Origin of the sequence: Pseudomonas sp. 22515 (genome assembly GCF_052044625.1) — a bacterium.
Classification (GTDB): Bacteria; Pseudomonadota; Gammaproteobacteria; order Pseudomonadales; family Pseudomonadaceae; genus Aquipseudomonas; species Aquipseudomonas alloputida.
The window spans coordinates 1-26,200 of the sequence record NZ_JBQENN010000027.1; the positions used below are offsets into that span (position 1 = coordinate 1).

The following is a 26,200-nucleotide window of genomic DNA, read 5'->3' on the forward strand; positions in this document are numbered from 1 at the left end:
ATTGAGTAGGAGGCGGGTTCACACCCGCCGTCCTCTCACACCACCGTGCGTACGGTTCCGTACACGGCGGTTCAAGCTATGCGGCTAAGCCGGTTGATCGTATCCAGTATCGAGACCAGTCCGAGTCGATCCCATAGTTTCTTCGGCAGCGCCTGATTCATATGTGGCGCCCCCGAGTTCCACCATGGGCCTCGGCCGTTATAGGCCGATTTACAGGCACGCTCCTCGCTTAAGCCCAGACGCATCAGGTTGCGCGCCCTCGTAGAGGGCTGTTTCCATTGGCGCCAAATGGCACAGCGGAGTTTGTGCCTGATCCAGCCATCCAGCTCCTCAAGTGGCCGCTTGCTCTGGCTGAGCTTGAAGTAACCCGCCCAACCTCGTAGTACGGGGTTTATCCGCTCGATGGTGTTTGCCATCTTGCGGCCCCGCGCGCCGCATAGCAGCTCTGCGAGCCGGTCGCGCAGGCGACTCAGGCTCACCGTTGCCACCCGCAACCTTGGCTGCTGATGCCAGCTCATCCCATAACCCAAGTAATCACACTTCCAGGCTCTCGCGACTCGACTCTTCTTCTGATTCACCGTCAGTTTCAAACGTTGACTCAGGAAGCGCTCGACACTAGCCAGTACCCGTTCGCCAGCCCGAGGACTGCGCACATAAATGTTCGCGTCATCGGCATAGCGCACGAAGCGATGGCCCCGCCGCTCCAGTTCGCGGTCAAATTCATCGAGCAGGATATTCGACAGCAGCGGCGAGAGCGGGCCGCCTTGCGGCGTCCCTTCCTGCCGTGGACTGACGACACCGCCTGACATGACTCCCGCTTCAAGGTAGCGACGGATAAGCCTAAGTACGCACTTATCTTTGACCCGGCGCTCGATACAGGCCATGAGGATGTCGTGGTTGACCCGATCAAAAAACTTCTCCAGATCGACTTCCACGCACCACCGGTGCCCCGATGCCACATGGGCACGGGCCATCTCGACAGCTTGATGCGCGCTCCTGCCCGGACGGAAGCCGTAGCTAAAATCCGAGAACAAAGGATCGAAGAATGGCGTGAGTTGTTGCAGCAATGCCTGCTGGATCAGGCGATCCACGACGCTGGGAATTCCCAGTTGCCGCGTGCCGCCCTGCGGCTTGAGAATTTCAACCGCACGTACGGCTTGGGGATGGTATTCACCGGCCAGCAATCTGCCTTTGAGGATTGGCCAATACTGATTCACATAGCCTGCAAGGTCGGCGACCGTCATGCCATCGGCACCCGGCGCTCCCTTATTGCTGACTACGCGCTTATACGCACGTCTGAGGTTGGCCGGTGCGAGCACCCGCTCCATCAGCGTGTCCGGCTCTGCGTTCGTCCACGCCGATGACGCCGTCGATACCTTTGCGCTGTCAGGCATCATCCTCGGCTTCTGGCCGGGATTCGGAGTGACAGATTCCGTTTTAGGAAATTTCTGCATTGCGGCTACCAACGAGACAGTGACGCCTACTGGCGGCATAACCTGTTCGGCCCTTGGTGACGCGGTTAACCGCCACTTACTACGGCCTCGGCTGACTTCTGCACGCTCATCCCGTCGCCTCTCGACGCTCGGTAGCACCAAGGCAAGCGTACAGATCTCCCAGGGTAATTCGCGTGACCTTCCTGCTTATGCCTGTCGGATTTACGTCGCAGCGTTCCGTGCAAGTATTGGGCTTTGACGATTATGGCCGTCTTGCCCCGCTGCGCCGCCTGATCCGCTTCCTGTTCGTCAGGCCAGCATTTTGCCTCGGGCTTCCTTCAGATTCGTAGTCGCCCACGACACCCTTGCCTCTGGCTAACACTTCCCCTTGCCGGGTGTGTAGAGGACTTTCACCCCCAAGTCACCAGCGAGGCCACCACAGCCAAGCTGGTTGCGCTATCGCGCAACGCGCCATGCCTGGCGCACCATAAAAAACCGGCCACGAAGGCCGGTTTTTTCATGCACGCAGCAATTACAGCTTGCCAGCGTTCTCGCTCAGGTAGGCAGCAACGCCTTCAGGCGAAGCGTTCATGCCCTTGTCGCCTTTTTTCCAGTTGGCAGGGCACACTTCGCCGTGCTCTTCGTGGAACTGCAGAGCGTCAACCAGGCGCAGCAGCTCGTCCATGTTACGGCCCAGTGGCAGGTCGTTGACGATCTGCGAACGGACAACACCGTTGGTATCGATCAGGAAGGCACCACGGAAGGCCACGCCGCCTTCGGACTCAACGTCGTAGGCTTTGCAGATTTCGTGGGTCATGTCGGCAGCCAGGGTGTACTTCACCTGACCGATGCCGCCGTTGTTGACCGGGGTGTTACGCCAGGCGTTGTGGGTGAAGTGCGAGTCGATCGACACGCCGATCACTTCCACGTTGCGCGCCTGGAAGTCAGGGATGCGGTTGTCCAGGGCGATCAGCTCGGACGGGCAGACGAAGGTGAAGTCCAGCGGGTAGAAGAACACCAGGCCGTACTTGCCCTTGATGGCCGAGGCCAGGTTGAAGCTATCGACGATCTCGCCATTGCCCAGCACGGCCGGAACGGTGAAATCGGGGGCTTTCTTACCAACGAGTACGCTCATTGTAATCTCCTGATGAGGGTGAAAAACCGTTTGCCGGGCCAGACGGGCTTGCCCGACATCCAACAAAGGCCGACCATCATACACGGCTTCTCATGACAGGCCGACTCCGTCGACAAAGCGACCACCGGTCGCTCAAGCACAGCACCCTCAGAAAGATCTTTGACAAGCATTCTCATTAACATTAAGCTCCAACCCATCGACCCAACCAGCGATGGTCAGCCCTTATGTATGTGTGTCTTTGTGTCGGCGTTACCGACGGACAGATCCGCGATGCGATCTATGAAGGATGCTGCAGTTACAAGGAAGTGCGCGCCGCCACCAATGTCGCCAGCCAGTGTGGGAAATGCGCCTGCGTGGCCAAGCAGGTGGTCCGCGAGACCCTGACCGAGCTTCAGGTCAGCCAGGCGGCCTTGCCCTACCCCGTCGAATTTACCGCTGCCTGAACGCAGAATTTCAAGAACCGGACCTGGTGTCCGGTTTTTTTATGCCCGCAATTCAACAAGTTAGCGTTGCAACGCGGTTCACAAACATTCTTATTCCTATTAATTTTCACTTAGTATTCAAGAACTTAGGTTTGACACACCTAAGTATCGGGCTCAAACTTCAGTGGATTGACACACTTCTACAGGGCAGGAACCCGACATGAAAGGCGACGTAAGCGTCATCCAGCATCTCAACAAGATCCTCGGAAACGAGCTGGTCGCGATCAACCAGTACTTCCTGCACGCACGCATGTACGAAGATTGGGGGCTGAACAAACTCGGCAAGCACGAGTACAAAGAATCCATCGATGAAATGAAGCACGCTGACAAACTGATCAAGCGTATTTTGTTCCTCGAAGGTATTCCTAACGTTCAGGACCTGGGCAAACTGCTGATCGGCGAGCACACCAAGGAAATGCTCGAGTGTGACCTGAAGATTGAACAGCAAGGCCTGGTCGACCTGAAGGCCGCCATCGCCCATTGTGAAACCGCTGGCGACTTCGGCTCGCGTGACGTGCTCGAAGATATCCTCGAGTCCGAGGAAGAACACATCGACTGGCTGGAAACCCAACTGGGGCTGATCGACAAGATCGGTATCGAGAACTACCTGCAGTCGCAGATGGGCGAAGAGTAACTATTCGCCCCATAAAAAAACCCGCTGATCGCGGGTTTTTTTATGCTTGCCGGAAGATCAGGCTTCAGAAGCCTTGGCCTTGGCAGCCGCTTCCTTGATCAGGGTTTGCAGCTCACCCTTCTCGAACATTTCCAGCATGATGTCGCTGCCGCCAACCAGCTCACCGGCTACCCACAGTTGCGGGAAGGTCGGCCAGTTGGCGTATTTTGGCAGGTTGGCGCGAATTTCCGGGTTCTGCAGGATGTCGACGTAGGCGAACTTTTCGCCACAACCCATCACGGCCTGCGATGCACGCGCAGAGAAGCCGCACTGCGGGGCATTCGGCGAGCCTTTCATGTAAAGCAGAATGGTGTTGTTGGCAATCTGCTCTTTGATCGTTTCGATGATATCCATGTAGCACCTCGGCTGAACTATCCGACACAGTCGTCGGCACGGTGTCGCATTGTATCGGAAAGCCGAGCGCCGTGCTCGGCCTTGCCGTTCCTCAAGCGGCCTCGACCTGCACGGGTACGCCATTGAGCGCAGCGTTCCCGGAAACCTGGTCCCGAAAGCGCTCATCGGTCAGGTCATTGGCACTCACGCCGGGTTGCGCCTGGGCGATCTGCAGGTGCACGCCCTGACGACCATGACCATAGCCATGGGGCAAGCTGACCACACCGGGCATCATGTCCTCGCAAGCCTGCACCTCGACCTCCAGTGAGCCAGTACGCGAACGGATGCGCACGCGCTGGCCATCCTGCAGTTGCCGCTGCTGCAAATCTTGCGGGTGCATCAACAACTGATGCCGTGGCTTGCCTTTCACCAGGCGATGGAAGTTGTGCATCCACGAGTTGTTGCTGCGCACATGGCGGCGCCCGATCAGCAGCAGCTCGCCCGGCACTGGGGACGTCATTTGCGCCAGGCGGTGCAAGTCGTCCAGCAAGACCTGAGGGGCTGCTTCGACAGCCTTGCTGACGGTCGTCAAACGCCCAGCGAGGTTGCTGCGTAACGGCCCCAGGTCAAGCCCGTGCGGGTGATCGTCCAGTGTTGCCAGGGAGAGCTGCCAAGGCGTTGCTTCACCATAGCGCCCTTTGCGCAGGGCTTGATCAATCATCTGCGCAGGCGACCAGGTCGGCTTCAACGCCAACTCGGCACGCTTGGCAAACGCCTGGGCCAGGCCGACGAAGATCTCCCAGTCATGCAGTGCCCCCTCCGGCTTGGCCAGGATCGCCCGGTTGAAGCGCGTGACATTGCGCACTGCCAGCAAGTTGAAGGTGCTGTCGTAATGGTCGTTCTCCAGCGCTGAGGTGGAGGGCAGGATCAAGTCGGCATGGCGGGTGGTTTCGTTGATGTAGAGATCGATACTGAGCATGAACTCCAGACCCTCCAGCGCCGTATCCAGCTGGCGGCCGTTAGGCGTGGACAACACAGGGTTACCGGCAACGGTCACCAGGGCCCGCACCTGCCCTTCGCCCGGTGTTTGCACTTCCTCGGCCAGGGCAGCCACCGGCAGCTCGCCGCCGTACTCGGGCAAACCCGACACACGGCTCTGCCAGGCGTTGAAATGGCCGCCCGAGGTGGTTGCCACCAGGTCGACGGCAGGCTCCGTGCACAACGCGCCGCCTGTGCGGTCGAGGTTGCCGGTCACCAGGTTCACAAGTTGCACCAGCCAGTGGCAAAGGGTACCGAATGCTTGGGTCGAGACGCCCATGCGGCCGTAGCACACGGCCTGCCCGGCAGCGGCGAAGTCGCGTGCCAGCTGGCGAATATCCGCTGCAGCAATACCACATTGGGCGCTCACGGCCTCGGCACTGAACGGCGCAATGGCCTCGCGCACCTGCTGCAGGCCGTTGACCGGCAAGTGCGAGCCCCGTGCCAGGCCTTCTTCGAACAATGTGTTGAGCAAGCCGCACAACAGGGCTGCATCACCACCGGGGCGTATGAACAAATGGCTGTCAGCCATTGCCGCCGTTTCGCTACGCCGCGGGTCAACCACCACCAGGCGCCCACCACGCGCCCGCAGGGCCTTCAGGCGCTTCTCCACGTCCGGAACAGTCATGATGCTGCCATTGGAGGCCAGCGGGTTGCCGCCAAGAATCAGCATGAACCCCGTGTGGTCGATGTCCGGAATCGGCAGCAGCAGCCCATGCCCATACATCAAGTGGCTGACCAGGTGTTGGGGCAACTGGTCCACTGAAGTGGCTGAGAAACGGTTACGGGTCTTGAGCAGGCCCAGAAAGTAGTTGCTGTGGGTCATCAAGCCGTAATTGTGCACGCTCGGGTTGCCTTGGTAGACCGCCACGGCATTGCGCCCATGGGCTTGCTGGACCGCCCACAGTTTTTCGGCTGCCAGTGCGAAAGCCTCATCCCAGCCAATGGCCTGCCAATGCTCGCCGACCCGCTTGTGGGGCTGGCGCAGGCGATCCGGGTCGTTCTGAATGTCCTGCAACGCCACAGCCTTGGGGCAGACATGGCCACGGCTGAACGGGTCCATGGGGTCGCCCTTGATCGAGCTGATCAGGGCCCGCCCGTCTTCCTCATGGCTGACTTCGATGTTGAGCCCGCAGATCGCTTCGCACAGGTGACAGGCACGGTGATGCAGGGTCTTGGTCATGGCCGCCTCTGCCTTGTTGTTGTCGAACAGTGACTATGCGCCCGCCCCCGCCCTGCGGCCAGTGCGCTTCGCCGCGTGAATCCACCGACATCAGGCGCACGATTTACGACAGCCATTTGCCAAATTGCCAGCAAGCCGTGTACAACCGTCTGTAGCAAATAAAGAACAGCACGGGCCAACGGGTAAAGACACCCTTTGCAATACCCTTTGCGATCACCCCCGCTTTTCCCCCCTTGGCTTCAGGCGACATTTACTTATAGTATTGCGCCTTTCCCTATTTCGTCCGCCCCGTGCGGCTTACGCCGCAGGTCACCCCCGTTGTCAAAAAAACCATACGGTCGACCTGCATACCGTTGCAGATAAGGTAGTCACTCATGAGCGCTAGGCACTTTCTCTCCCTGCTGGACTTCACCACCGACGAATTGCTCGGGGTGATCCGCCGCGGCATCGAGCTGAAGGACCTGCGCAAGCGAGGCGTGCTGTTCGAACCGCTGAAGAACCGTGTGCTGGGCATGATCTTCGAAAAGTCCTCGACCCGTACCCGTGTGTCGTTCGAGGCCGGCATGATCCAGCTCGGCGGCCAGGCCATCTTCCTGTCGCCCCGCGACACCCAGCTGGGCCGCGGCGAGCCGATTGGTGACAGCGCCATCGTGCTGTCGAGCATGGTTGATGTGGTGATGATCCGTACCCACGCCCACAGCACCCTGACCGAGTTCGCCGCCAAGTCGCGTGTGCCAGTGATCAACGGCCTGTCCGACGAATCGCACCCGTGCCAACTGCTGGCCGACATGCAGACCTTCGTTGAACACCGCGGCTCGATTCAGGGCAAGACCGTGACCTGGATCGGCGATGGCTTCAACATGTGCAACTCCTATATCGAAGCCGCCAGGCAGTTCGATTTCCAGCTGCGCATCGCCTGCCCCGAAGGCTATGAGCCGGATCAACGCTTCATGGCACTGGGCGGTGACCGCGTGCAGATCATCCGGGATGCCAAGGAAGCTGTGCGTGATGCACACCTGGTGGTCACCGATGTCTGGACTTCCATGGGTCAGGAGGAGGAAACTGCACGGCGCCTGGCGCATTTCGCGCCTTACCAGGTCACCCGCGAACTGCTCGACCTGGCTGCACCCGATGTCCTCTTCATGCACTGCCTGCCCGCCCACCGTGGCGAGGAAATCAGCCAGGACCTGCTCGACGACCCACGTTCGGTCGCCTGGGACGAGGCTGAAAACCGCCTGCATGCACAGAAGGCGCTTCTCGAATTCCTTGTAGAACCGGCTTACCACCACGCATGAGTCAACCCCTACTGCTCAACCTGCGCAACCTCGCCTGCGGCTATGGCGACCAGCGCATCGTCCAGAACCTCAACCTGCACCTGAACGCAGGCGACATCGGTTGCCTGCTGGGTTCATCCGGTTGTGGCAAGACCACCACCCTGCGCGCCATCGCCGGTTTCGAGCCGGTGCACGAAGGTGAAATCCACCTGGCCGGTGAGGTCATTTCCCGGGCGGGCTTCACCCTGGCTCCGGAAAAGCGCCGCATCGGCATGGTATTTCAGGACTACGCGCTGTTCCCGCACCTGACCGTGGCGCAGAACATTGCCTTTGGTATCGCCAAACACCCACGCCAGGCCGACGTCATCGAAGAGATGCTGGAGCTGGTCAAACTCGGCGGGCTGGGCGGGCGTTACCCGCATGAGCTGTCTGGCGGCCAGCAGCAACGTGTCGCCCTGGCCCGGGCGCTGGCGCCCGAGCCGCAACTGTTGCTGCTTGACGAGCCATTCTCCAACCTCGACGTGGAGCTGCGCCGGCGCCTGAGCCATGAGGTTCGCGATATTCTCAAAAGCCGCGGCACCAGCGCCATTCTGGTCACCCATGACCAGGAAGAAGCCTTTGCCGTCAGCGACCAGGTTGGCGTCTTCAAGGAAGGCCGCCTGGAACAGTGGGATACGCCCTATAACCTTTACCACGAACCGCAGACGCCATTCGTGGCGAGTTTCATCGGCCAGGGATACTTCATCCGTGGGCAAATGAGCAGCCACGAGGCAGTCAATACCGAAGTGGGTGAGCTGCGCGGTAACCGCGCCTACATCATGGCGCCGGGCAGTTCGGTGGATGTACTGCTGCGGCCCGACGATATCGTGTATGCACCGGGCAGCGGGCTACAGGCGAACATCGTTGGCAAGAGCTTCCTGGGGGCATCGACCCTGTACCGCCTGCAACTGCCGACTGGCAGCCAGCTGGAAGCGATCTTCCCTAGCCATAACGACCTTCAGGTCGGTGAAGATGTGGGGATTGCGGTGAAAGCCGATCACCTGGTGCTGTTCCCGGTGCCGGGTAGCGTAGCGGCGCAGTTGCCGCGCCAGGAGAATGGCGTGCGTCGGTACAGTTCCGCGACCTGATTGCAGACCCTTGGGGCCNCTCCTGTGGGGCGGCCTTGTGTCGCGATTGGGCTGCAGCGCGGCTCCGGATCTCAGCCTCTGCCGATCCCGGCAAACGTGCCCTGCGTATACTCCGCCAGCACCGCCGCTGCCAGCTCCACTTCCAGGCCACGCCTGCCAGCGCTGACATGGATAGTTGCAAAATTCTGCGCTGAGTCATCAATAAAGGTCCGCAGGCGCTTCTTCTGCCCCAGCGGGCTGATGCCGCCCACCAGGTAACCGGTCGCCCGCTGCGCCGCTGCCGGGTCGGCCATCTCGCACTTTTTTACCCCGGCAGCATGGGCCAGGGCCTTGAGGTCCAAGGTCCCCACCACAGGCACAACCGCTACCAGCAATTCCCCTTTCTCGCTGCTTGCGAGCAACGTCTTGAACACCTGTTGCGGGTCGAGCCCGAGCTTTTCTGCCGCCTCCAGGCCATACGACGCCGACTTCGGGTCATGTTCATAACTGTGCACACGATGCTCGGCACGGTGCTTCTTCAACAGGTCTAGGGCGGGGGTCATGCAAGGGCTCCAGTCAGGGACGACTCGGCGGCTACTTTAGGACAATTCCCACATCCCAGCCACCGCACCGCAATCGCGCGCGTCTAGTACAGGGATCAGCAGCTGATTCTAGCGACCATATCGTGACTGACCGTTCACTTTCGACCTTTGACATCAGCGTTTCTTGTCTATATTTTTTCGTTTCTGAATAAGCGGTGCACTTATAAGGTGCATTTCCTACATCACCCGGGGTCAATGGGGATAGACACCGGGTTTTGCTGTCGAGCGCCACGCGCCTCACAACAAAAAAAACGAGGTCATACATGACGACTGCTCTGCGCCAACCCACACTGTCCAGCCAATGCCTGGCCGAGTTTCTCGGCACCGCCCTGCTCATCTTCTTCGGTACCGGCTGCGTCGCCGCGCTCAAGGTGGCCGGCGCCAGCTTCGGGCTTTGGGAAATCAGTATCATCTGGGGTGTGGGCGTCAGCATGGCCATCTACCTCACCGCCGGTATTTCCGGTGCGCACCTGAACCCAGCCGTGAGTATCGCCCTCACACTGTTCGCAGGGTTCGACAAGCGCAAGCTGCCCTTCTACATGCTGGCCCAGGTATGCGGCGCATTCTGTGGCGCAGCACTGGTCTACACGCTGTACAGCAATCTGTTCTTCGATTTCGAACAAGCCCACGCCATGCTGCGCGGTAGCGAAGGCAGCCTTGAGCTGGCCTCGGTGTTCTCCACCTACCCGCACCCGTCGCTGTCCACCAGCCAGGCGTTTCTGGTCGAAGTGGTGATCACTGCCATTCTGATGGCCGTGATCATGGCCCTGACCGACGACAACAACGGCCTGCCGCGCGGCGCCATGGCCCCGCTGCTGATCGGCTTGCTGATTGCAGTGATTGGCAGCGCCATGGGCCCATTGACTGGCTTTGCGATGAACCCGGCCCGCGATTTCGGGCCAAAACTCATGACCTTCCTGGCCGGTTGGGGCGAAATCGCCTTCACTGGCGGGCGGGATATTCCCTATTTCCTGGTTCCGGTATTTGCACCGATCCTTGGCGCCTGCTTGGGTGCAGCGAGCTATCGCGGCCTGATTGCACGCAACCTGCCAATGGCGCCCGCCGCGACCCCTGAGACAAATGACATTCGCCAGGGCGATACTCAAGCCAATTGATGCCGCCATCACGCACAGCCCTGACCCCCTATTCTTGCAAGGCCTACGACCATGACAGACACCCAGGATAAGAACTACATCATCGCCCTGGACCAGGGTACCACCAGCTCACGGGCGATCATTTTCGACCGTGACGCCAATGTTGTAGGTACCTCCCAACGCGAGTTCGCACAGCATTACCCGCAGGCGGGCTGGGTCGAGCATGACCCGATGGAGATTTTCGCCACACAAAGCGCCACCATGGTCGAGGCCCTTGCCCAGGCGGGTATCAGCCACGCCCAGGTCGCTGCGCTGGGCATCACCAACCAACGCGAAACCACGGTGGTGTGGGACAAGGAAACCGGACGCCCGGTGTACAACGCCATTGTCTGGCAGTGCCGCCGCAGCACCGAGATTTGTGCCCAGCTCAAGCGCGACGGCCACGAAGGCTACATTCGTGAAACCACCGGGCTGGTCACCGACCCGTATTTCTCCGGCACCAAGCTGAAGTGGATCCTCGACAATGTCGACGGCGCCCGTGAACGCGCCGAGCGTGGCGAACTGCTGTTCGGCACCATCGACACCTGGCTGATCTGGAAGTTTACGGGTGGCAAGGTTCACGTCACCGACTACACCAACGCCTCGCGCACACTGATGTTCAACATCCACAGCCTGCAGTGGGACGACAAGCTGCTGCAGATCCTGGGTATCCCGCGGCAAATGCTGCCTGAGGTGCGCCCATCTTCGGAAGTGTACGGCCACACCAAGAGCGGCATTGCCATTGCTGGTATCGCCGGCGACCAGCAGTCGGCACTGTTCGGCCAGATGTGCGTTGAGCCGGGCCAAGCCAAGAATACCTACGGCACCGGCTGCTTCCTGTTGATGAACACGGGCGACCAGGCGGTGAAGTCGTCCCACGGCCTGCTCACTACCATTGCCTGCGGCCCGCGTGGTGAGGTGGCCTATGCACTGGAAGGCGCGGTATTCAATGGTGGCTCTACCGTGCAATGGCTGCGTGACGAACTGAAGATCGTCAACGACGCCCTGGATACCGAGTATTTCGCCAGCAAGGTCAAGGACAGCAACGGCGTGTACCTGGTGCCCGCCTTTACCGGCCTGGGTGCCCCGTACTGGGACCCGTATGCCCGTGGTGCGTTGTTCGGCCTGACACGTGGCGTGAAGGTGGACCACATTATTCGCGCCGCACTGGAGTCCATCGCCTACCAGACCCGCGATGTCCTCGACGCCATGCAGCAAGACTGTGGCCAGCGCTTGTCCGAGCTGCGCGTGGACGGTGGTGCAGTGGCCAACAACTTCCTCATGCAGTTCCAGGCCGACATCCTCGGCACCTGCGTCGAGCGGCCGCAGATGCGCGAAACCACGGCGCTGGGCGCCGCCTATCTGGCAGGCCTGGCCTGTGGCTTCTGGAGTGGCCTGGACGAGCTGCGCGACAAGGCGATCATCGAGCGTGAGTTCAGCCCGCAGTTGGACGAAACGCAGAAAGAAAAGCTGTATGCCGGCTGGAAGAAGGCGGTCGAGCGTACCCGTGACTGGGAAGATCACGAGGCATGATAGCTGTTGGGGCCGCCATGCGGCCCCAATCGTCCACTGGCCGTCATCCCCTTCCTACGGCATCATTGCAGAATTTGTCCGGCAGCCCCAAAGGACCGCCCATGAATCTGCCCCCTCGCCAACAACAAATCCTCGAACTGGTACGCGAACGCGGCTATGTCAGTATCGAGGAAATGGCGCAGCTGTTCGTTGTCACTCCCCAGACCATCCGACGCGACATCAACCAGCTTGCCGAGCTCAACCTGTTGCGTCGTTATCACGGCGGCGCGGCTTACGATTCGAGCATCGAGAACACCGCCTACGCCATGCGTGCCGACCAGATGCGCGACGAAAAGCAGCGCATTGCCGACGCCGTAGCCCGGCAGATTCCCGACCATGCGTCGCTGTTCATCAACATCGGCACCACCACCGAATCGATCGCACGGGCGCTGCTCAACCACAACCACCTGAAAGTCATCACCAACAACTTGCACGTGGCGGCGATCCTGGCCGCCAAGGACGATTTCGAAGTGCTGGTGGCGGGTGGCACGGTACGCCGTGATGGTGGTGTAGTCGGCCAGGCCAGTGTCGATTTCATCAACCAGTTCAAGGTCGACTTCGCCCTGGTGGGCATCAGCGGTATCGACGAGGATGGCAGCCTGCTCGATTTCGACTATCAGGAAGTGCGGGTGTCGCAAGCCATCATCGCCAATGCGCGGCAAGTGATCCTCGCGGCCGATTCCAGCAAGTTCGGGCGCAATGCCATGGTGCGTCTGGGCTCGATCGACCTGGTCGACTGCCTGGTGACCGACCAGACACCAACCCCCACCCTTACCCAATTGTTGAACCAGAACAAGATCAGGCTTGAGGTGGTTTGAGGGCTGGTGGGTGCATGCCGCCAGATGTATGGCGGCCGTGAGATCAAGTGCGGCCCGCGCGGCGCATCGCGAGCGTGGCTCGCGCCTGCATCGGTTTCGGGCCAGTTATGCCTGAGACAGCGCCCCCCCATAACCAAAGCCACCCCCTAAATTTTCGGAAATGTTCACTTCGTTGTCATTTGATCAGTTTTTTCTATAGAGACTGACTGGCGACCGGCTTTCTGTTGCGCTAATATTTTCGCAAACGAACATCAATGTTCATATTCGATGTGAACAGCCCCAGGAGGCCTTGCCCGTGTCCCAGCCAGTTTCGTCCCAGCCCCCAACAGCCGACTGCTATGACCTTGTCGTGATCGGCGGTGGCATCAATGGCGTGGGCATCGCTGCCGACGCCGCTGGTCGCGGCTTGAAGGTCTTCCTTTGCGAAAAAGACGACCTGGCCCAACACACGTCGTCAGCCAGCAGCAAACTGATTCACGGTGGCCTGCGCTACCTGGAGCACTACGAGTTTCGCCTCGTACGCGAGGCCTTGGCTGAACGCGAAGTGCTGCTGGCCAAGGCCCCGCACATCGTCAAACCTATGCGCTTCGTGCTTCCGCACCGCCCGCACCTGCGCCCTGCATGGATGATCCGCGCCGGCCTGTTCCTCTACGACCACCTGGGCAAGCGCAAGCGCCTGGGCGCCTCGCGTAGTCTTCGCTTCGGCCCGGGCTACCCGCTGAAGCCGGCAATCACCCGCGGCTTCGAATACGCCGACTGCGCTGTCGATGACGCCCGCCTGGTAGTACTCAACGCCATGGCGGCCCGTGAGCTGGGCGCACACATCCACACCCGCACCCGCTGCTTGCGCGCCGAACGTGTAGAGGGCTTGTGGCAGGTAGAACTGCAGCACGCCGACGGCAGCCTCCAGACGATCCATGCCCGCGCGCTGGTCAACGCCGCCGGCCCGTGGGTGGCCAGCTTCATCAAGGACGACCTCAAGCTCGATGCGCCTTACGGCATCCGCCTGATCCAGGGCAGCCACATTATCGTGCCGCGCCTGTATGAAGGTGAACATGCCTACATTCTGCAGAATGAAGACCAGCGCATCGTCTTCTGCATCCCGTACCTGGACCGCTTTACCCTGATCGGCACCACTGACCGGGAATACAGCGGCGACCCGGCCGCGGTCGCCATTACCGAGCAGGAAACACATTACCTGTTGAAGGTCGTCAACGAGCACTTCAACCACCAACTGAGCCAAGCCGACATCCTGCATACCTACTCCGGCGTTCGGCCGCTGTGCAACGACGAGTCGGACAACCCTTCGGCGGTGACCCGGGACTACACACTCGCCCTTTCGGCAGAAGCTGGCCAGGCACCGCTGCTGTCAGTGTTCGGTGGCAAGCTCACCACCTACCGCAAGCTGGCCGAATCGGCCATGGCTGAACTCAAGCCCTTCTTCACCCAGATGCGCGGCCCCTGGACCGCCAGTGCGCCACTGCCAGGCGCAGAGGGCATGACAACGGTACAGGCGCTGATCGATGCCGTACTGGCACGGTGCGGCTGGTTGCCTGTAGACCTGGCCAAACGCTGGGTGCTCACCTATGGCAGCCGTGTGTGGCGACTGCTCGATGGCGTTCACGGCCCCGAAGACCTCGGGCAGGCTATCGGGGCCGGGCTGTTCACCCGTGAGGTGGACTACCTGCTGGAGGAGGAATGGGCTGAGCAAACCGCTGACATTATCTGGCGTCGCACCAAGCTGGGCCTGTCGCTGACCGCACAGGAGCAGATAGCCCTGGAGGCGTATCTGCAGCAAGCCCGCAAGGTGCGCACGAATAGCCGCGCAGCCTGATACCGACGGTGAAGCCCTCTTGATTCGTCAAGGGGGCGTATTCGCCCAGCGCTCATAGGCTTCCCGCGCCAACCGCGCCAGCAATGCCCGCTCGCTGCGATCGAAATCAGCCTTCAGTGCTTCACAGCGTTGCAGAAACTCGTTTTCGCTGATCACTTGCTCATCTACCTGAGCCTGCAGGGCCTCCATGCGCTGGTGCAGTGGCTGTACCAGGTCTTCAAATCGCTGCGCATGAAACTCGCGCGCGTATTGCTCCCAGAAAGGCCGCTGTGCCAACGAGGCAATCAGGGCATCCGTCGTCTCAGTTTGCAAAACCGCGTCCTGGACCCGTAACACATCGCTGGTGGTTACGTTTGCAAAACCTGGGTAGTGCATTTCGTCGAGCTCGATCGGCAAGCCCAACGGACGCGCAAGCCGCTGTCGGTAAAAAAGCCGTGTCTCGATTTCATCGACATGAGGGGCGTGCTCGGCATGCATGCTTTGCACGTGCAACGTCGCGTGACGGTCGACCTCGTCCAGGCGAAACAAACCACGCGCCAGGCTTAGCAAGCGAGCTTCCATCCGACTGCCATGCGCGTCTTCGACGGCGCGCAGCACCAGAACCCCAAGCTCCATCTGCTCCAGCAACAGCAGCAGGCGGTCTTCACAACTGCGGGGGCCAGATGCCTCGAGAAACAACTGATGACGCAACTGCTCGTGCTGCTCACACGTTTCCAGAATTCGCCAGATTCGGCTGCGGTAATGCCCAGGGTGCTGCTCAAAGTCCTCGCCGTGAACGAAGTCTGCCAGAAAGCGGAACATTCCATCTGAGTGCGGTTCCTCAAGCAGCGCTGTCCATATGGCCTGCTGGCGATCACGTTCAGCGTCGGCTGTGCTGTTGGCCCAGGTATTGAACAGGTCACTGTCAATGGCGCGATGGCGTGCGGACGCTGACCCCCACTGCCCTGGGGTTACACCTCGAGCCTCATCAAGCAGTAATGCGTCAGCTTCGCCAAGTGGATTATCGTGCAAGGACAACTGGTGCACCTGCAGGCGCAGCTGCTGCAACTCTCGGCGCAGCGTGCGAATGTTGTTGTTTCGCAAGTCTATGTGGGCACGAAATGAAATCCGCTCAGGCAACGCCTCAAGGCCAGCAGAGCGCAAGTTGACTTCACGCAAATTGCCCAGGCGCGTCAGTACCGGCGCCCTTCCCAGCGGGTTGTGACTGAGGTCGAGGTACCGCAGCGCGCTCATCCCGGCAAGACGCAATTCACCGGCCTCATCCATTATCACGCTGTTGCGACGCAGGTTTAGCTGCCGCAGGCGGGGCATATGTTCAATGCCGTGAGGGATCGCAGTCAGGCGATTGCCGGACAGGTCGAGCTCAATCAGGTTGGGAAAACGTCGAAGGAAGTCTCCATTGATTTCACCAAGGCGCAGGTCACTGAGGATCAGCCGTCGCACATGATCAAAGCTCACCCCCTCCGGCAATTCGGGCAGACTACCGATACGCTCTCCGCTGATGATCAGCGCGTAGTCCCCGGCCTCGTCGGTTATCTTGCGCCGCCAGCTTCGCCGTATGGCAGTAGCGACCCGACGGCGGCGCAGCGCGTCCAGCGGGTTACTGGCATCCCTGCGCCACTGGCGCAGGCTCTGACGCAGGCGCGCCAACTGCCCCGTGAGCTGGCTGTAGTGCTCCCACAACCCTACTCGCCGCTCCATGAGGTCAAGCAGATAGGCTTGTAGCTCCCCGTCTGTCATCGTCGGAAACACTTGGTGAATACCACGCCCTATGGCACGCCGACTGCTCTCGCCTCGCCCACTCAAGGCATACCCGATACGCCCATCTCCAAAACGGGTCGGGGGTCGCAGGCCAACACCCAGACGTGGCATGCCACAGAGCTCAGCCGCTTGGGTGCGATCCCCGGCAGCGGCCTCGATCAGCAACGAGCCCAGGGCGCCTGGACTGACAGCGGCATCGCCGAGATCGGCTGTCTGCGTCTCGTCCAGCGCAGCCAACAGTGCCGCCAGGTAGGGGCCGGATGTACCTTGACCGGCGTAGCGATAGCCGTCGCCGCGGCGCACGATACACCGTACATCCTGCGCAGACTCTGCGCCGATACCGGCCAGATACCGGCCACTCGGGCTACCTTCGCGCAGTTCGATGCGCAGGGTGTCCGGCCATTTCAGCTGACGCTCGAGCAAGCCCAAAGCCAGGCGTTCGGTGTCCGGATTGACGCAACGCGGCAGGCGCAAACCGGCACAGGCCCTGTCCAGACGGCTTTCGCGCAGCGACCATCGTGCACGCTCGGCCACTGCCAAAGGGATCCGCTGCGCGGTGCTGAGTGTATCGAGCTGCGCACCGCTGCATTGCTGAAGCAGCTCACGGGTACAGCGAGCCGACAGGCCGGGGAAAGTGCGCCGCAATATCCGCTCGATGCCATTGGGCTGCACTTGCCGATCAGCAACGTACTGCGCAAGTCGCGGCGCGCTGAAGTCCGGGTGGAATTCATGTGCCTGATATAGCTCCAGGGCATCGAGCAACCGTGCAGGTGCGCCCATGTGCTCAACGTGTAAACGGCGAACCTGCGCTTCACTCAGCCCTGTCACCTGGAGCAGGTAGTCGCATGTCGGTTCCGGTAGCTCTGCCAGGGGCGTACTCAGGCGGCGCACCAGATTGGCCCGCCCTTCCCAGTATTGGGGAGCTTCCAGTTCGTGGCGCCAGCCGCCGGCGCCATTCTGCTCCATCACAGGCCGATAGGCACTGGGACGACCAGGGTGCAGGATCCTGGCGCGACCATCCTGCGGATCCTCCAACACCCGATAACGGCTCTCATCGAGGTGCCATAACCATTCCTGTGCGCCAGCACCCCGCAACGGTTGGGCATCGTAACCGGGTAGATCCGTGGCCATGAGCTTGACCTTGCCTGCGGAGGTGCACACCGGTACCAAATCATCGACGAAGGCCAGACGCTCAAGGGCACGCACGGCCACTTGGCTGCCGGCGGCGATCATCCCGCCGAGCACGACGTTCTCGGCAACGTTGAACAGGTGGTTCAACGCCCCTTCGCGATCACCCATGCGCCAGTCTTCATACCCTTCATACACTTCGTCAGCGATCTGAACGGCGTTTGCCACCAGCAGCACTTCGCCAAGCACAGGCACGAAAGCCCCCGCCACATTCAGCAAGTTCATACCCAGCTCTTTGTAGCCCTGCATGCGCGCTTCGCGGTCTTCATCATCTTCGACATCGGTGGGCACGGCGAGCACCTTGGCGTCATCCCTGATCTTGGCAAGGTGTTGCCGGCGCAGGTGTACGAACGGTGCGTCAGTGATCGGTGCAGAACGGGCGTCGAGTTCCACCCCGGCTGCCGATGCCTGCGCAACCCGTTCGTTCAATACCCGATAGAAATTGATGCGCTCACGCTCGGTAATGAAGCGCGCGAAAAAGCGCCGATAGGCCGGCGCACGGAAGCGCTTACCGAGGTAATTGTCGAGTGCATCCCAGCTGGCATGACGGGAGACGGGCTGATGAGGGTCATCGGGTATCCAGAGCACCACCGACTCCACTGCGTCAGCTGACGGACGCACTTCCAGCGTCAGCACGCCTTGAACCGGGCGGCCCAGCAGGTACAACTGTCGGGGCACCACAGTGCCAACCAGCGCAGGCACCACCGGCTTTTCGGCAATAAGTGGCAACAGAAAAAAATACGTGCGCTCGTCAATGTCCTGTTTCAACGCAGCGACCCGCATCGCCACCTCGAAATGGGCCTTGAAACTCGCTTCGAACAGCCCGTGCAAGCGGGAAACGGCCTGGCCCGGCTCATCCTCAGGGCCATCTTCAGGCTGTAGATGGTGTGAAAGCAACGCCTGGTACTTGCCCCCTGCGTCAACCTCGCGACATGCGGAGGCAAACGCGTGGAAGCTCATCGGCAGCCGGTTACCGTTGCCATCGACCAGTTCACCTTTGAACATGAGCCCGGGGCGTGTTTCCCTGCGATGGTAGTTATGCAACGCCGCCTCCAGCAATGAACGCCTGGAGCGGCGAACATAGGTGGGCCGCAGCAGCACAGGCGAAGCACTGGGCAGCAACAGCCGCTGCGAGACCCGTACACTCCAACCCGTCACGTCAGGTTTGCTGATGCCGCTCTTGCGCAGTTTCGTTTTGAGCAACGCTGCTGCGTAGGCTTGCAAAGAAGGGATGGTCTGAAGGATCGGGCCAAGCCGCGCATTGCAGTGCGCCTGGCGACTCAGGGCATGACGTAACGCATCGAGCCTTTCCGGTTGCGCGTGGTCGACTAGCCATCCAGGCAAGTTTTGGGCAATCAGGCTATCGATGGAATCGTTCGGGGGCCGGTGCGGTGACATCTGTGGAGCTCTCCAGGCAAAGAGCTGAGCACACTACGTCTGCGCCCTTGCCGCGCACTGCATAGTTACCACACGCGACACCTGGATGTGCGGCAGCCCACGCGTTCGGATAACCGAACGAGCAAGCGCCATTTATTCGGCCTGGCGAACCCCAGAGAGATGCCGAGACTGTCAAGCGCGAGCAATACAAGCGGTTTAAGGTCGACAGCAGGGCTTGGCACGAGTCATGCTCTACACTTGGTAGCCGAATGCACCCGCTTCTTGCTGTATTCGTTGAACGAAGAGTCCGCCAACGGCTCCATAAAAAAAACAAACACGTCGAGGAAAATTTGATGCGTATCGTTCGTCAATTGCTGGGCGCAGCCATCGCGGCTGCAGTCATCGCTTCGCCGGCCATGGCCGAGGAGCTCACCGGCACCCTGAAGAAGATCAAGGAATCGGGCACCATCACACTGGGGCACCGCGACTCCTCCATTCCATTTTCCTACCTGGCCGGCAAACCCGAGCCCGTCGGTTACTCGCATGACATCCAGCTGGCCGTCGTCGACGCGCTGAAAAAGCAACTGGGCACGGACATCAAGGTCCGTTACAACCTGGTCACCTCGCAAACCCGTATTCCGCTGGTGCAGAACGGCACCGTCGACCTGGAGTGCGGCTCCACCACCAACAACGTCGAGCGCCAGCAGCAAGTCGGCTTCTCGGTCGGCATCTTCGAAGTCGGTACCCGTCTGTTGACCAAGGTCAAGGACGGTCAGCCTGCATACAAAGACTTCCCGGACCTGGCCGGTAAGAACGTGGTGACCACCGCCGGTACCACCTCCGAGCGCATCCTCAAGGCGATGAACGCCGACAAGCAGATGAAGATGAACGTGATTTCCGCCAAGGACCACGGTGAAGCCTTCAACATGCTCGAAAGCGGCCGCGCCGTGGCCTTCATGATGGACGACGCCCTGCTCGCCGGTGAAATGGCCAAGGCGCGCAAGCCAGCGGACTGGGTCATCACCGGTACGCCACAGTCGTATGAAATCTACGGCTGCATGGTGCGCAAGGAAGACGCTGCGTTCAAGAAAGCGGTCGACGACGCCATCGTTGCCTACTTCAAGTCGGGCGAAGTCAACAAAAGCTACGACAAGTGGTTCCAGCAGCCGATTCCACCAAAGGGCCTGAACCTCCAGTTCCCGATGAGCGACGAGCTGAAGAAACTGATCGCCGAGCCAACCGACAAGGCTGCGGACGAGAAGAAGTCCTGATCCTCAGCAAATAGTGGCCTGGTGCTCACAAGCACGAATCAATTCTGCAGGCCACTCATTAGTGTCTAACCTTTCATCCGAGGGCGCCGTGCGCCCCCGGATGCTCGAAGGTGCCCGTGAAACAACCGTCTGAGGGGAAATCCCGATGAATTACAACTGGGACTGGGGCGTGTTCTTCAAGTCCACCGGCGTGGGCAGCGAAACCTATCTGGACTGGTACATCACCGGCCTGGGCTGGACCATCGCCATCGCCATCACCGCCTGGATCATCGCGCTGCTGCTGGGGTCAGTCCTCGGTGTCATGCGTACCGTACCGAACCGCCTGGTATCGGGTATCGCCACCGCCTACGTGGAGCTGTTCCGCAACGTGCCACTGCTGGTGCAGCTGTTCATCTGGTACTTCCTGGTACCGGACCTGCTGCCAGAAGGCTTGCAGGAATGGTTCAAGCAGGACCTCAACCCGACTACTTCGGCGCTGATCAGCGTGGTCATCTGCCTGGGCCTGTTCACCGCCGCACGCGTCTGTGAGCAAGTGCGTACCGGTATTCAGGCGCTGCCCAAAGGCCAGGAAGCTGCCGCCCGCGCCATGGGTTTCAGCCTCCCGCAGATCTACAACAATGTGCTGCTGCCGCAGGCCTACCGGATCATCATTCCGCCGCTCACCTCCGAGTTCCTCAACGTGTTCAAGAACTCCTCGGTGGCGTCGCTGATCGGCCTGATGGAGCTGCTGGCGCAGACCAAACAGACCGCAGAGTTTTCCGCCAACCTGTTCGAGGCGTTCACTTTGGCCACGCTGATCTACTTCACCCTGAACATGGGCCTGATGCTGCTCATGCGCATGGTCGAGAAGAAAGTCGCCGTGCCTGGCCTGATTTCCGTGGGGGGCAAGTAAATGGAAATGGATTTCAGCGAAATCATCCCTGCCCTGCCTGCCCTCTGGGAGGGCATGGTCATGACCCTCAAACTGATGGTCATGGGTGTCATCGGCGGTATCGTGCTGGGCACCATCCTGGCCCTGATGCGCCTGTCGTCAAGCAAACTGCTGTCGAACCTGGCCGGTGCCTACGTCAACTACTTCCGCTCGATCCCGCTGCTGCTGGTGATCACCTGGTTCTACCTGGCGGTCCCGTTCGTGCTGCGCTGGATCACCGGCGAAGATACCCCGGTGGGTGCCTTCACCTCCTGCGTGGTCGCCTTCATGATGTTCGAGGCCGCGTATTTCTGCGAAATCGTCCGCGCCGGTGTGCAGTCGATCTCCAAGGGCCAGATGGGCGCCGCACAAGCGCTGGGCATGAACTACGCGCAGACCATGCGCCTGATCATCCTGCCCCAGGCCTTCCGCAAGATGACCCCGCTGCTGCTGCAGCAGAGCATCATCCTGTTCCAGGACACCTCGCTGGTATACACCGTGGGCCTGGTCGACTTCCTCAACTCGGCACGCTCCAACGGCGACATCATCGGGCGCTCCCATGAGTTCCTGATCTTCGCCGGCGTCGTCTACTTCCTCATCAGCTTCTCCGCTTCGTGGCTGGTCAAGCGCCTGCAAAAAAGGATCACCGTATGATTTCCATCAAGAACGTCAACAAGTGGTACGGCGACTTCCAGGTACTGACCGACTGCAGCACCGAGGTCAAGAAAGGTGAGGTAGTGGTGGTTTGTGGCCCGTCGGGCTCGGGCAAGTCCACCCTGATCAAGTGCGTCAACGCGCTGGAGCCGTTCCAGAAGGGCGACATCGTGGTCGATGGCACTTCGATTGCCGACCCGAAGACCAACCTGCCCAAGCTGCGCTCGCGCGTGGGCATGGTGTTCCAGCACTTCGAGCTGTTCCCGCACCTGACCATCACCGAGAACCTGACCATTGCCCAGCGCAAGGTGCTGGGCCGCAGCGAGGCGGAAGCCACCAAGAAGGGCCTGGCGCTGCTCGAGCGTGTAGGCCTCAGTGCCCATGCCAAGAAACACCCCGGCCAGCTCTCCGGTGGCCAGCAGCAGCGCGTGGCCATCGCCCGCGCCCTGGCGATGGACCCGATCGTCATGCTGTTCGACGAACCCACCTCGGCACTGGACCCCGAAATGGTCAGCGAGGTACTGGACGTGATGGTTCAACTGGCCCAAGAAGGCATGACCATGATGTGCGTAACCCACGAGATGGGCTTTGCCCGCAAAGTCGCCAACCGGGTCATTTTCATGGACAAGGGCAGCATCATCGAAGACTGCACCAAGGAAGCGTTCTTCGGTGACCAGAGCGCCCGCGACCAGCGCACCCAGCACTTCCTCAGCAAGATCCTGCAGCACTGACCCGGCCACAGCTTCCGCTGCCACGGCTCCACCAGGCAGCGGAAGCTGGTCGTAACAAGGCCACTGTGATGAAATGCGATCCCTCGCTACTTCGCCCTGCCAAGCCTGCCGTGAATTCCCGCCTGATCCGTCAATTGCTGTTACCACCATTGATCATCCTGCTGATGGTCGGCCTGGGAATGGCTGGCTACCTTATCAGCGAGAGCAATGGTATCCGCGCCCTCAGCGAAAACGGCGAACGCCAGCTGGAGCTGCATGCACGCACGGTCGAAAGCGAAATCAGCAAGTACACCTACTTGCCGAGCCTGCTGGAGCTGGAAGACAGCGTCTCGCACCTGCTCACCGACCCGGACGGCGCTTCACGCCAGACGGTCAACGAATACCTTGAAGGCCTGAACCGTCGCAGTCGCAGTCGGGCCATCTTCGTCCTCGACACCAATGGCCGGGTACAGGCCACCAGCAACTGGCGTGATGCCGACTCGTTCCTGGGTGAAGACCTGTCGTTCCGCGCCTACTTCCAGACTGCCGTGCGCGGCGAGCCCGGGCGTTTCTATGGCATCGGCAGTACCACTGGCGAGGCTGGCTATTACCTGGCCCATGGCCTTGAGGAGCACGGCAAGATCATAGGCGTTGCGGTGATCAAGGTGCGCCTGGACACCCTCGAGGAGCGCTGGCAGCGTGCCCGCCTGGAGGCGTTCGTCAGCGACGAGAATGGCATCATCATTCTCTCCAGCGACCCGGCCCGGCGCCTTAAGTCGGTGCGCCCGCTGACCCCGCAAATCAAGGAGCGCCTGGCGCGAAGCCTGCAATACTACTGGTGGCCGCTGAACGAACTGCAGCCCCTGGCCCGGGAAACCCTGGCCGATGGTGTGGAAAAGCTGACCTTCCCGGCCAACACCGAAACCGCTCATGGCAAACCGCACGAAGTGGCCTACCTGGCGCAAACCAGGCGCCTGGTCGACACGCCCTGGCATTTCACCCTGCTGACCCCACTGCAGGACCTGCGTCGCGAATCCATGGTGCAGGGCATTCTGGTGGGCGTGGCCTTTGCCTTGCTGGCGATCCTCGGCATTGCCTGGAACGAGCGGCGCAAAGTGATCGCCACACGCCTGGCGGCCCGCGAAGCCCTTGAAGAGGCCAACAGCCAGCTGGAGCGGCGGATTGCCGAACGCACCGCCGACCTGCGCGCCAGCAACGAACGCCTCAAGGGCCAGATTCGCGAGCGCCGGCATGCCGAACAGACCTTGCGCCACGCCCAGGATGAGCTGGTGCAAGCAGGTAAGCTGGCCGCCATCGGGCAAATGTCTACCAGCATTGCCCACGAGCTGAACCAACCCTTGGCTGCGCTGCGCACCTTGTCTGGCAATACGGTGCGCTTCCTTGAGCGCGGGGCGCTGGAAACTGCCAGCACCAACCTGCGCACCATGAATGACCTGATCGACCGCATGGGCCGCATCACCGCCAGCCTGCGCTCGTTCGCCCGGCGCGGCGATGACAGCGGCCAGGCTTCACTGGCCAAGGCGGTAGAGGCCACCCTGCAGGTGCTGGCCAACCGCGTCAGTGCCTGTCACTTGCAATTGCACCATCAGTTCGAGGACCAGCAACTGGCCATCGACCAAACCCGCCTGGAGCAGATTCTGGTCAACCTGATCGGCAACGCCCTTGACGCGATGGCCGCGCAACCGCAGCCTGAGCTGTGGCTGGAAGGCGAGTTGCAGGGCGACAAGTACCGTTTGCAGGTGCGCGACAACGGCCACGGTATTGACGCCGAAGCGCGCAAGCACCTGTTCGAACCCTTCTTTACCACCAAACCGGGCGAGCATGGCCTGGGCCTGGGCCTGACCTTGTCGGCTTCCCTTGCCGCCGCCGCCAAGGGAAGCCTCAACGTCGAGCATCCCGCCACCGGCGGCACAGCCTTCGTCCTGGCCTTGCCCCTGGTTTCCCCCCCTAGCGAATCGGCAGAGCATCCATGAACCAAGCGCCTCTTACCGTCCTGATTGTCGAAGACGACCCGCATGTGCTGCTCGGCTGCCAGCAGGCGCTGGCCCTGGAGGATATCGCCTGCGAGGGCGTGGGCAGCGCCGAACAGGCGCTGGAGCGCATTGGCGACGATTTCGCCGGCATTGTCGTCAGCGATATCCGCTTGCCGGGTATTGATGGCCTGGAGCTGCTCAATCGCCTCAAGGCCCGTGACCGCAGCCTGCCGGTGGTGCTGATCACTGGCCATGGCGATATCGACATGGCCGTCGGCGCCATGCGTAACGGCGCCTACGACTTCATGGAAAAACCGTTCTCCCCCGAGCGCCTGGTCGATGTAGTACGCCGCGCGTTGGAACAGCGCGGGCTGTCACGCGAAGTAGTGGCCCTGCGCCGCCAGCTGGCCGAGCAGAACAGCCTGGAGGGACGCATCATTGGTCGCTCACCGGCCATGGAGCACTTGCGCGAACTGATCGCCAACGTCGCCGACACCTCAGCCAACGTGCTGATCGAAGGTGAAACCGGCACCGGCAAAGAGCTGGTCGCGCGCTGCCTGCACGACTTCAGTCGTCGCCAGAGCCACCCGTTCGTGGCGCTGAACTGTGGCGGCCTGCCGGAAAACCTGTTTGAAAGCGAGATATTCGGCCACGAGGCCAACGCCTTCACCGGAGCCGGCAAACGCCGCATCGGCAAGATCGAACACGCCAATGGCGGCACGCTGTTCCTCGATGAAGTGGAGAGCATGCCGATCAACCTGCAGATCAAGCTGCTGCGCGTGCTGCAGGAGCGCACCCTGGAGCGATTGGGCTCGAACCAGAGCATCCCGGTGGATTGCCGGGTGATCGCCGCGACGAAGGCCGACCTCGATGCCTTGGGCCAGAGCGGCCAGTTCCGCAGCGACCTGTATTACCGGTTGAACGTGGTCACCCTGGAGCTGCCGCCGCTGCGTGAGCGCCGTGAAGACATCCTGCAGTTGTTCGAACATTTCCTGCAGCAGTCGGCGCTGCGGTTCGACCGGGAAACACCGACACTGGACAGCCAGACCCTGTCACGCCTGATGGCCCATGACTGGCCGGGTAACGTGCGCGAGTTGCGCAACGTGGCCGAACGCTATGCCCTCGGCCTGCCAGCCTTCAAGAAAGGCCCCAGCGGAGGTGCCAACCAAGGCCTGCTTTTTGCCGAGGCGGTGGAAGCATTCGAACGCAACCTGCTCACTGATGCCCTGCAACGCACAGGTGGCAACCTGAGCCAGGCCAGCCAGGAGCTGGGCATGGCCAAGACCACGCTGTTCGACAAAGTGAAAAAATACGGCCTCGCCTGACTGAACCCAAACTGGAAAACAACGTGGACCTGGTATTCAAAGCGGCCCTGGGCGCAGGCGTGGTGCTGTTGCTGGCGGTGCTGTCGAAAACGCGCAACTACTACATCGCGGGGCTGGTGCCGCTGTTCCCCACCTTTGCCCTGATTGCCCACTACATCGTCGGCAAGGGGCGCAGCATTGCCGACCTCAAGACCACCATCCTGTTTGGCATGTGGTCGATCATTCCGTATTTCGTGTACCTGGCAACCCTGTATGTACTGGTCGACCGCTTGCGCCTCGAGGCATCGATGGCGCTGGCCACGCTGGCCTGGCTGATCGCCGCGACTGTGCTGGTGACTGTGTGGGTGCGGATGCACTGAGCGAAAGCGGCGCTGGCTGCTTCGCGGGCTCGCCC

Annotated in this window: 21 protein-coding genes; 15 read left to right on the forward strand and 6 right to left on the reverse strand. The window is 61.0% G+C overall.

Annotated features, from left to right (window positions below; all coding sequences use genetic code 11):
• Positions 1-71: 71 nt before the first annotated feature.
• Both ltrA and ACTJJN_RS21925 read right to left on the reverse strand, forming a co-directional pair.
• On the reverse strand, positions 72-1,493 hold the full coding sequence (ltrA, locus tag ACTJJN_RS21920) for a group II intron reverse transcriptase/maturase (protein WP_221101214.1): 1,422 nt from the start codon (positions 1,491-1,493) through the stop codon (positions 72-74).
• Positions 1,494-1,965: 472 nt separating this feature from the next.
• Positions 1,966-2,568 carry a peroxiredoxin gene (locus ACTJJN_RS21925; protein WP_003254945.1) on the reverse strand — a complete coding sequence of 201 codons (603 nt, stop codon included), beginning with the start codon at positions 2,566-2,568 and terminating at the stop codon, positions 1,966-1,968.
• A 224-nt stretch (positions 2,569-2,792) separates the two neighbouring features.
• Here ACTJJN_RS21925 and ACTJJN_RS21930 point away from each other — a divergent pair, with 224 nt between their 5' ends.
• Both ACTJJN_RS21930 and bfr read left to right on the forward strand, forming a co-directional pair.
• On the forward strand, positions 2,793-3,011 hold the full coding sequence (locus ACTJJN_RS21930; protein ID WP_003254947.1) for a bacterioferritin-associated ferredoxin: 219 nt from the start codon (positions 2,793-2,795) through the stop codon (positions 3,009-3,011).
• 199 nt (positions 3,012-3,210) lie between these two features.
• A complete protein-coding gene (gene bfr / locus ACTJJN_RS21935) occupies positions 3,211-3,684 on the forward strand; it encodes a bacterioferritin (protein WP_003254948.1) in 474 nt (157 codons plus the stop codon).
• A 57-nt stretch (positions 3,685-3,741) separates the two neighbouring features.
• Here bfr and grxD read toward each other — a convergent pair whose 3' ends face one another.
• A complete protein-coding gene (gene grxD, locus ACTJJN_RS21940) occupies positions 3,742-4,077 on the reverse strand; it encodes a Grx4 family monothiol glutaredoxin (protein ID WP_003254949.1) in 336 nt (111 codons plus the stop codon).
• A gap of 91 nt (positions 4,078-4,168) precedes the next feature.
• Positions 4,169-6,277, reverse strand: coding sequence for a molybdopterin-dependent oxidoreductase (locus tag ACTJJN_RS21945; RefSeq protein WP_440781608.1), 2,109 nt, complete (start codon positions 6,275-6,277; stop codon positions 4,169-4,171).
• Between the two features lie 374 nt (positions 6,278-6,651).
• Between ACTJJN_RS21945 and argF the strand changes: the two genes are divergently transcribed.
• Complete coding sequence (argF, locus tag ACTJJN_RS21950) at positions 6,652-7,572, forward strand: ornithine carbamoyltransferase (RefSeq protein WP_012051394.1); 921 nt, start codon at positions 6,652-6,654, stop codon at positions 7,570-7,572.
• Positions 7,569-8,678 carry an ABC transporter ATP-binding protein gene (locus tag ACTJJN_RS21955; protein ID WP_012051393.1) on the forward strand — a complete coding sequence of 370 codons (1,110 nt, stop codon included), beginning with the start codon at positions 7,569-7,571 and terminating at the stop codon, positions 8,676-8,678. Before argF ends, ACTJJN_RS21955 begins: the two co-directional genes overlap by 4 nt.
• A 71-nt stretch (positions 8,679-8,749) precedes the next feature.
• Here the strand turns inward: ACTJJN_RS21955 and ybaK are convergent, their stop codons facing one another.
• The gene (ybaK, locus tag ACTJJN_RS21960; RefSeq protein ID WP_003254957.1) at positions 8,750-9,220 is read right to left on the reverse strand and encodes a Cys-tRNA(Pro) deacylase; all 471 of its coding nucleotides are present in this window, start codon (positions 9,218-9,220) and stop codon (positions 8,750-8,752) included.
• 302 nt (positions 9,221-9,522) lie between these two features.
• Here ybaK and ACTJJN_RS21965 point away from each other — a divergent pair, with 302 nt between their 5' ends.
• The 4 genes from ACTJJN_RS21965 (at position 9,523) to glpD (ending at position 14,616) form a co-directional block, all read left to right on the forward strand.
• Positions 9,523-10,374 carry an MIP/aquaporin family protein gene (locus ACTJJN_RS21965; protein ID WP_003254959.1) on the forward strand — a complete coding sequence of 284 codons (852 nt, stop codon included), beginning with the start codon at positions 9,523-9,525 and terminating at the stop codon, positions 10,372-10,374.
• A 51-nt stretch (positions 10,375-10,425) separates the two neighbouring features.
• The gene (glpK, locus tag ACTJJN_RS21970; RefSeq protein ID WP_004575666.1) at positions 10,426-11,925 is read left to right on the forward strand and encodes a glycerol kinase GlpK; all 1,500 of its coding nucleotides are present in this window, start codon (positions 10,426-10,428) and stop codon (positions 11,923-11,925) included.
• 101 nt (positions 11,926-12,026) lie between these two features.
• Positions 12,027-12,782, forward strand: a complete 756-nt coding sequence (gene glpR, locus ACTJJN_RS21975) for a DNA-binding transcriptional repressor GlpR (protein WP_003254962.1) — start codon at positions 12,027-12,029, stop codon at positions 12,780-12,782.
• Positions 12,783-13,077: 295 nt separating this feature from the next.
• Positions 13,078-14,616, forward strand: a complete 1,539-nt coding sequence (gene glpD, locus ACTJJN_RS21980; RefSeq protein WP_012051391.1) for a glycerol-3-phosphate dehydrogenase — start codon at positions 13,078-13,080, stop codon at positions 14,614-14,616.
• A 27-nt stretch (positions 14,617-14,643) separates the two neighbouring features.
• On the opposite strand, the gene ACTJJN_RS21985 is transcribed toward glpD, so the two are convergent.
• Entirely contained in the window at positions 14,644-18,963 is a 4,320-nt protein-coding gene (locus tag ACTJJN_RS21985) for an NEL-type E3 ubiquitin ligase domain-containing protein (RefSeq protein ID WP_440781610.1), read from the reverse strand.
• Positions 18,964-19,295: 332 nt separating this feature from the next.
• Between ACTJJN_RS21985 and ACTJJN_RS21990 the strand changes: the two genes are divergently transcribed.
• The 7 genes from ACTJJN_RS21990 (at position 19,296) to ACTJJN_RS22020 (ending at position 26,165) form a co-directional block, all read left to right on the forward strand.
• Positions 19,296-20,213, forward strand: coding sequence for a glutamate/aspartate ABC transporter substrate-binding protein (locus tag ACTJJN_RS21990; protein WP_012051389.1), 918 nt, complete (start codon positions 19,296-19,298; stop codon positions 20,211-20,213).
• Between the two features lie 145 nt (positions 20,214-20,358).
• Entirely contained in the window at positions 20,359-21,105 is a 747-nt protein-coding gene (locus tag ACTJJN_RS21995; protein ID WP_012051388.1) for an amino acid ABC transporter permease, read from the forward strand.
• Complete coding sequence (locus ACTJJN_RS22000) at positions 21,106-21,777, forward strand: amino acid ABC transporter permease (RefSeq protein WP_012051387.1); 672 nt, start codon at positions 21,106-21,108, stop codon at positions 21,775-21,777.
• Positions 21,774-22,508 carry an amino acid ABC transporter ATP-binding protein gene (locus ACTJJN_RS22005; RefSeq protein ID WP_003254971.1) on the forward strand — a complete coding sequence of 245 codons (735 nt, stop codon included), beginning with the start codon at positions 21,774-21,776 and terminating at the stop codon, positions 22,506-22,508. The genes ACTJJN_RS22000 and ACTJJN_RS22005 overlap by 4 nt, the downstream gene beginning before the upstream one ends.
• A gap of 68 nt (positions 22,509-22,576) precedes the next feature.
• Positions 22,577-24,481 carry a sensor histidine kinase gene (locus tag ACTJJN_RS22010; RefSeq protein ID WP_012051386.1) on the forward strand — a complete coding sequence of 635 codons (1,905 nt, stop codon included), beginning with the start codon at positions 22,577-22,579 and terminating at the stop codon, positions 24,479-24,481.
• Positions 24,478-25,806 (forward strand): sigma-54-dependent transcriptional regulator, encoded by a 1,329-nt coding sequence (locus tag ACTJJN_RS22015; RefSeq protein ID WP_012051385.1) that lies wholly within the window; start codon positions 24,478-24,480, stop codon positions 25,804-25,806. Before ACTJJN_RS22010 ends, ACTJJN_RS22015 begins: the two co-directional genes overlap by 4 nt.
• Before the next feature lie 23 nt (positions 25,807-25,829).
• Positions 25,830-26,165, forward strand: coding sequence for a GlpM family protein (locus ACTJJN_RS22020; protein ID WP_003254977.1), 336 nt, complete (start codon positions 25,830-25,832; stop codon positions 26,163-26,165).
• The last annotated feature ends 35 nt before the right edge of the window (positions 26,166-26,200 follow it).

Coding starts and splice junctions, on each gene's coding strand:
- ltrA (WP_221101214.1), bottom strand. CDS start 1,493: ATGCCGCCAGTAGGCGTCACTGTCTCGTTGGTAGCCGCAATGCAGAAA.
- ACTJJN_RS21925 (WP_003254945.1), bottom strand. CDS start 2,568: ATGAGCGTACTCGTTGGTAAGAAAGCCCCCGATTTCACCGTTCCGGCC.
- ACTJJN_RS21930 (WP_003254947.1), top strand. CDS start 2,793: ATGTATGTGTGTCTTTGTGTCGGCGTTACCGACGGACAGATCCGCGAT.
- bfr (WP_003254948.1), top strand. CDS start 3,211: ATGAAAGGCGACGTAAGCGTCATCCAGCATCTCAACAAGATCCTCGGA.
- grxD (WP_003254949.1), bottom strand. CDS start 4,077: ATGGATATCATCGAAACGATCAAAGAGCAGATTGCCAACAACACCATT.
- ACTJJN_RS21945 (WP_440781608.1), bottom strand. CDS start 6,277: ATGACCAAGACCCTGCATCACCGTGCCTGTCACCTGTGCGAAGCGATC.
- argF (WP_012051394.1), top strand. CDS start 6,652: ATGAGCGCTAGGCACTTTCTCTCCCTGCTGGACTTCACCACCGACGAA.
- ACTJJN_RS21955 (WP_012051393.1), top strand. CDS start 7,569: ATGAGTCAACCCCTACTGCTCAACCTGCGCAACCTCGCCTGCGGCTAT.
- ybaK (WP_003254957.1), bottom strand. CDS start 9,220: ATGACCCCCGCCCTAGACCTGTTGAAGAAGCACCGTGCCGAGCATCGT.
- ACTJJN_RS21965 (WP_003254959.1), top strand. CDS start 9,523: ATGACGACTGCTCTGCGCCAACCCACACTGTCCAGCCAATGCCTGGCC.
- glpK (WP_004575666.1), top strand. CDS start 10,426: ATGACAGACACCCAGGATAAGAACTACATCATCGCCCTGGACCAGGGT.
- glpR (WP_003254962.1), top strand. CDS start 12,027: ATGAATCTGCCCCCTCGCCAACAACAAATCCTCGAACTGGTACGCGAA.
- ACTJJN_RS21985 (WP_440781610.1), bottom strand. CDS start 18,963: ATGTCACCGCACCGGCCCCCGAACGATTCCATCGATAGCCTGATTGCC.
- ACTJJN_RS21990 (WP_012051389.1), top strand. CDS start 19,296: ATGCGTATCGTTCGTCAATTGCTGGGCGCAGCCATCGCGGCTGCAGTC.
- ACTJJN_RS21995 (WP_012051388.1), top strand. CDS start 20,359: ATGAATTACAACTGGGACTGGGGCGTGTTCTTCAAGTCCACCGGCGTG.
- ACTJJN_RS22000 (WP_012051387.1), top strand. CDS start 21,106: ATGGAAATGGATTTCAGCGAAATCATCCCTGCCCTGCCTGCCCTCTGG.
- ACTJJN_RS22005 (WP_003254971.1), top strand. CDS start 21,774: ATGATTTCCATCAAGAACGTCAACAAGTGGTACGGCGACTTCCAGGTA.
- ACTJJN_RS22010 (WP_012051386.1), top strand. CDS start 22,577: ATGAAATGCGATCCCTCGCTACTTCGCCCTGCCAAGCCTGCCGTGAAT.
- ACTJJN_RS22015 (WP_012051385.1), top strand. CDS start 24,478: ATGAACCAAGCGCCTCTTACCGTCCTGATTGTCGAAGACGACCCGCAT.